The sequence below is a fragment of the Polaromonas sp. P1_E1_2 genome, from assembly GCF_056406035.1.
Genome location: NZ_JBFUAZ010000439.1, coordinates 1 through 3,687, shown reverse-complemented (window position 1 = coordinate 3,687; position 3,687 = coordinate 1). Strand labels below are relative to the sequence as shown.

The window sequence follows — 3,687 nt, the reverse complement described above, 5'->3', positions numbered from 1 at the left end:
CCATTTCCAGCGGCAACGCCAAAGTGCATACGGTAGAGCACCTGATGTCGGCGTGCGCCGGCCTGGGTATTGACAACCTGTATGTCGATATCACGGCGGAAGAGGTCCCCATTCTTGACGGCTCGGCTTCTTCGTTTGTATTTTTGCTGCAATCGGCCGGCATTGCGCTGCAGGCCGCACCCAAGCGCTTTATCCGGGTGATCAAGCCTGTGGAAGTGCGCGAAGGCGAGGGCGCCAACACCAAGTGGGCGCGCCTGAGCCCCTATGAAGGCTACAAGCTCAGTTTTGAAATTGATTTCGACCACCCTGCGGTGGACTCCACCGGCCAGCGCGTTGAGTTCGACATGGGTTCGGGCGCCTACACACGCGACATCGCGCGGGCCCGCACCTTCGGTTTCACCAAGGATGTGGAAATGATGCGCGCCAATGGCCTGGCCTTGGGCGGCGGGCTGGACAACGCCATCGTCATGGACGACTACAAGGTGCTCAACAGCGACGGGCTGCGTTACAACGACGAGTTCGTGAAGCACAAGATCCTCGATGCCATGGGCGACCTCTATTTGCTGGGCAAACCGCTGCTGGCCGCCTACAGCGCGTTCCGCTCCGGCCACGCGATGAACAACAAGCTGCTGCGCGAGCTGCTGTCGCATAAGGATGCCTACGAAGTCGTCACCTTCGAGGACGAGAAAAAAGCACCGCAAGGCTTCGCCACGCTGGCACGTGCCTGGTAGGGCCGGCGGAACACGCCATGCTGCTGTTTCGCTGGCTCATCCTGCTGTTTTTGCTGGCCGCGGTGGTGTCGTTCATGTTTTACGCCGGTACTGGGCAGCCACGGTTCAAGCAGTTCGGGCTCACCATTCTCAAGTGGACGCTGATCGCCGCGTTCGGATTTTTTGCGGTACTGATACTCGAGCGCGTCGCGTAGCGAGTCAACCGGGCTGCCTTGACGCTCCTGCCGCGTTAGCGGCTGCGCCCACCTCGATAGTTCCCCGCCATTGCTGTGTCTATGCCACTGGCCTGAGCCAGCCGCGCCATGGCGCTGCCCACGTGGGCGTGGGTAATCGCCAGCCCCAGCGCATCGGCCGCGTCTTTGCCAGGCAGGGAGGGCAGCTTCAGCAGGCGCATCACCATCTCCTGCACCTCGGCCTTGCCCGCCTTGCCATAGCCCGCAACCGCCTTTTTGAGCTGTAGCGCCGTGTATTCGGCCACTGTCAGCTGGCGCGAGACCAGGGCCGTGATGCAGGCCCCGCGCGCCTGGCCCAGCAGCAGCGTCGCCTGCGGGTTGACGTTGACAAAGATGATTTCGACAGAGGCCGCATCGGGCTGGTAGCGCTCCACCACTTCGCACACGCCCTCAAACAGCACTTTCAGCCGGCCCGGCAAATCGCTGCGTTCCATATGTGTGGTCTTGATGGTGCCGCTGGCCACATAACGCAGGTGCTGGCCGTCCATGTCGATCACGCCAAAACCTGCGACCTGCAGGCCGGGGTCGATGCCGAGGATTCTCATATGCTATGTATTTGATAGCTGATCGCGCGCGTGTTCATTGAGTTAGAGGCCAAAATACCATCTAACTGAATGAAAAAATATGGGTGCGCCAAAGCACAGCGCATCCACGCGGTCCAACAGGCCGCTGGCACCGGTGACGCCCACGCCGCGATTTCCCCAGTTGGGAATGCCGCGATCACGCTTGAGGGCTTTCATCACCAGGTGCCCGAGCGAGCCCGATACGCAGGCAATAAAGGCCATGGCCACCGCCTGCGCCGGCTTGAAGGGTGTGAGGCCCGCCAACAGTCCGCCCAGCAGGCTGGCCCCAACGACGGCGATCAACCAGCTGGTCCAGTTAAAGCTCTTGCTGACATTGGGCGCGCTGCCCGGTCGTTGCAGTTTGCGACCCACCAGGTGCTGGACGATCATGCAGCTTTGCACCACAAACACCAGGAAGAACACCAGAAAGGCGTTTTTTCCCTGGTAGTTGGGAAACTTCAGCAGCAGCAGGGCGGGCACATGGCTGATGCCATAGACGCAGACCATGATGCCCCATTGCAGCTTGGCGTTGCGTTCGAGGAAACGGTGAGGATCGTCGGCCAGCGCGCTGACCACCGGAATCGCCAGGAACACGTAGACCGGAATGAACACGGTCACTAGGTCAAAGTGCCGCGTGATGACCAGGGCAAACTGCACCGGCAGCACCACAAAAAAGGCCAGCACCAGGCTGCGGTGGTCGCCCTGCCGGGTGGGTGAGAGCGTGATGAATTCGCGCAGCGCAAAAAAAGCCACCATGCCGAACAGCACGGTTGCCACGGTTTCGCCCAGCGTCCAGCCGATCCAGAACACCGTGGACATGAACCACGAGGTGCGCAGCAGGCCGCTGAATTCCTTGAGTTTCTGGGTGTGCAGGTCGTCTTCGTGCGTGTCCTTGAGGGCCATCACGAAGGCGGCTACGCTGATCACGGTCAGGATGCCGAACACCAGCACGAACAGCAGGCCGACCTGGTGTGAGGGAGAAAGGTTGCGCAAAAAAGTGTTCATCGGGATTCCGGGACTTGTGTCAGGTTTCCCTGAGATCCATGACGGCCTGGCGTGCACGCGCCAGAAATTCGCCCCGGTCTTCGCCCTCGCCCAGTGCAATCGGTGCGCCGAAGGTGACGGAACAGAGGATAGGCACCGGTACGACTTCCCCCTTGGGCATGACGCGCTGCACATTGTTGATCCAGGCCGGCACCAGCACCACCTGGGGGAATTTGAGCGCCAGGTTGTACAGGCCCGCCTTGAATTTTTGCGGCTCTTCGTGGTTGCCGCGTGTGCCTTCCGGAAAGAGGATGATCGAGTCACCGCTGGTCAGGGCCTCGATCAGCGGCTCCAGCGGGTCCTGGTCGCCGGTCTTGGCACGGTCCACGTAAATCGCGTTGAAGACCGCCGTGGTGATCCATTTCTTGAAAGGCGTTTTGGTCCAGTAGTCTTTCGCGGCAATCGGTCGCGTGATGCTGCGAAGCTCTTCCGGCAGCGCCGCCCACATCAGCACGAGGTCGGCATGGCTCTGGTGGTTGGCAAAATAAATACGCTGTTCCGCCTTGGGCGGGCAGCCTTGCCAGCGGGCCTGTGCACCGGTCAGCGTGCGGATCAGTCCCAGCAGGAAAAGCCCCATCAGCTTGGCCAGGATGGGAGAAAATTTGTCGTTCATGGGATTCGGCCCTTTTTGCTGCTCAGCATTCAGGGCAGTTCCACACCGCCCATACGGGCCGTGATGGTGCTGGCGCGCGAAGCCAGGTAGCCCGAGCCGGGCCGCGTTTCAAAGTATTTGGGGCGCGGCAGCATGACGGCCAGCCGCGCGGATTCATAGGCGCTCAGTTTTGACGCAGGCTTGCGGTAGTAATGCTGCGCTGCGGCCTCGGCGCCAAAAATGCCTTCGCCCCACTCCACGCTGTTGAGGTAAATCTCCAGAATGCGCTCCTTGCCGAGCAGGGCTTCGAGCAGCAGCGTCAGCACCAGCTCCTGGCCTTTGCGCAAAAGCGTACGCTCACCCGACAGGAAAAGATTTTTGGCGAGCTGCTGGGTGATGGTGGAGCCGCCAATGATTTTTACCGGTCTGGCGGGTGTTGCCGCTGCCTTGGCGGGAGCCAGGCGGCTGGCGGATTGTGCGGCGCGCTGCTCGGCCTTGGCGTTTTTGTCCCAGGCCTTCTCAAG

General features: G+C 61.1%; 6 protein-coding genes. 2 read left to right on the top strand and 4 right to left on the bottom strand.

Features of this window, described 5'->3' with window-relative positions:
* Window positions 1-731, top strand: a 731-nt coding sequence (gene lpxC / locus AC1D1P_RS17535) for a UDP-3-O-acyl-N-acetylglucosamine deacetylase (protein WP_477673844.1), incomplete at its 5' end; no start/stop codon positions are given.
* 17 nt (window positions 732-748) lie between these two features.
* On the top strand, window positions 749-925 hold the full coding sequence (locus AC1D1P_RS17530; RefSeq protein WP_477668394.1) for a hypothetical protein: 177 nt from the start codon (window positions 749-751) through the stop codon (window positions 923-925).
* Window positions 926-960: 35 nt separating this feature from the next.
* On the opposite strand, the gene ruvC is transcribed toward AC1D1P_RS17530, so the two are convergent.
* The 4 genes from ruvC to AC1D1P_RS17510 form a co-directional block, all read right to left on the bottom strand.
* A complete protein-coding gene (ruvC, locus tag AC1D1P_RS17525; protein WP_477668393.1) occupies window positions 961-1,509 on the bottom strand; it encodes a crossover junction endodeoxyribonuclease RuvC in 549 nt (182 codons plus the stop codon).
* A 42-nt stretch (window positions 1,510-1,551) separates the two neighbouring features.
* Window positions 1,552-2,532, bottom strand: coding sequence for a phosphatidate cytidylyltransferase (locus tag AC1D1P_RS17520; protein WP_477668392.1), 981 nt, complete (start codon window positions 2,530-2,532; stop codon window positions 1,552-1,554).
* A 19-nt stretch (window positions 2,533-2,551) separates the two neighbouring features.
* The gene (locus AC1D1P_RS17515; RefSeq protein ID WP_477673843.1) at window positions 2,552-3,184 is read right to left on the bottom strand and encodes a lysophospholipid acyltransferase family protein; all 633 of its coding nucleotides are present in this window, start codon (window positions 3,182-3,184) and stop codon (window positions 2,552-2,554) included.
* Window positions 3,185-3,213: 29 nt separating this feature from the next.
* A partial coding sequence (locus AC1D1P_RS17510) for a transglycosylase domain-containing protein (RefSeq protein ID WP_477673842.1) occupies window positions 3,214-3,687 on the bottom strand: 474 nt, incomplete at its 5' end.